This window comes from uncultured Campylobacter sp., assembly GCF_937890585.1.
In the GTDB taxonomy this organism is placed as follows: domain Bacteria; phylum Campylobacterota; class Campylobacteria; order Campylobacterales; family Campylobacteraceae; genus Campylobacter_A.
This window is the reverse complement of record NZ_CALACG010000276.1, coordinates 1-1,947: the sequence shown is the minus strand read 5'-3', so window position 1 is coordinate 1,947 and position 1,947 is coordinate 1. Positions and strand designations below refer to the sequence as shown.

The 1,947-nt window shown below is 41.3% G+C and carries 1 protein-coding gene; it reads left to right on the top strand.

From position 1 onward, the window contains the following. Positions 1-37 precede the first annotated feature (37 nt). On the top strand, positions 38-1,947 hold a 1,910-nt coding region (locus Q0296_RS08295; RefSeq protein WP_298039235.1), incomplete at its 3' end, for an ATP-dependent helicase.

Below are 1,947 nucleotides of genomic sequence, written 5' to 3'. Positions count from 1 at the left end.
GTAGCTATAATTAGGCCTTTTTAAAAAAGAGGAAACAATGCCCTTATCTAGGTTAAACAAAGAACAATACACCGCCGCAACTGCGCCATTTGGACACAATCTCATCATCGCTTCAGCTGGCACTGGCAAGACTAGTACGATTGTCGCTCGCATAGCGCATCTTTTAAATTTAGGCGTTGCGCCTGAGAAAATTTTGCTTCTAACTTTCACTAACAAAGCAGCGAGCGAAATGATAGAGCGGTTAAATAGGTATTTTGACAAACAAATCACCTCCAAAATCACCGCAGGCACCTTTCACTCGGTCTCATTTTCGCTTTTAAAAAGCCTTGATAAAGGCGTCACGCTAAAGCAGCCAAGCGAGCTAAAGACGCTTTTAAAAAGTCTTGTTGAGAGGCGTAAATTTTACCATTTAAGCGACGTCAAGCCTTACGGCGGGGCATATCTATACGACCTTTATTCGCTATTTCAAAACAGCGAGCAAGGCACAACATTTGGCAAATGGATAAGTGAGAAAAGCGAAGAGCAGGGCGTTTATGCTGAAATTTATGAAGACGTGCTAGAGGAGTTTGAGGCTGAAAAGGCTAAATTTTCTTACGCTGACTTTAACGACCTTCTCATAAAAATGCGAGATGAGCTAAAAAAAGGGGCAAATTTAGCTTATGATGAAATTTTGATCGACGAGTATCAAGATACAAACACGCTTCAAGGTAGCCTAATAGACGCATTTAAGACAAAGAGCCTATTTTGCGTGGGCGATTTTGACCAGAGCATCTACGCATTTAACGGCGCAAATATCGAGATCATTGGCTCATTTAAAGATCGCTTTCCAAACGCAAATATCTACGCTTTAAATGTAAATTACCGCTCAAGCTCAAGCATACTTGCCCTTGCAAATAAGGTCATAAACAACAACCCAAGGCTTTATGAAAAGCACCTAACAGTTAGCCGAGAGGGAAATTTCAAGCCTCCAAGGCTACTTGTCTATAACGAGCTTTTTGATCAGTATCAAAATATCGCCGATATCATCTCATTTTCGCCATTTAATAGAGAAAATATCGCCATAATTTTTAGAAATAACTCATCAGCGGACGGTATCGAGGTCGCACTAAAAGAGCGAGGTATTGGCTCAAAGCGAAAGGGCGGAGTGAGCTTTTTTGAGAGCCGTGAGATCAAGGCACTCATCGACATCATGGGAATTTATGTTAATCCAAAAGATATAATGGCATTTATCCATATCTGCGAATACGCAAAAGGCGTTGGTAGCGCAGTTAGCAAAGAAATTTTTGACGCACTTCTTAAGCTTGGGCATGGAAATTTGATAAAAGGGATAGTTGAGCCAGATGAGAGCGTAAATATCTCATCAAACAAAAGGCGAAACTACCAGCTTGGTCTTTTTGACGACCTTGACGAATTTGCCGAGGTTTCAAGGTTTTCTAAGCTTGGCTTTAGCGATAAATTCCTAGGTCATCCTGTGCTAAAACTGCAAAAGCTAAGCGAGAGTGGGGCGCAGTTTTTATATGAAATTTACAACTTTTTAAGAGGCATGAGAAATGTCTCAAAGCCAGCCACAATGATAAATGAGATAAAAACTAGCAAAATTTACTCACTTATCGTCGAAAACATCAGCACAAAAAGAGCAACTCTAAAAAATGGCAACGTCGATCTGTCGCTCAAAGAAGAGGTCAAAGAGCGCATAATGGCAAAGAGTGTGGTGCTAAGCGAGCTAGCTAAAAAATATCAAGATATCAGTAAATTTTACAACTTCTTAGCCCTTGGAAGCAACGAGATGAGCGAAGGGCAGGGCGTTAGCCTACTTAGCGTGCATGCGAGCAAGGGGCTTGAGTTTGACCAAGTTTTCATAGTAGATCTCGCGCAAAACCGCTTTCCAAATTTAAAGCTAATGAGCATGGGCGGCAGCCTAGAAGAAGAGAGGCGGCTCTTTTATGT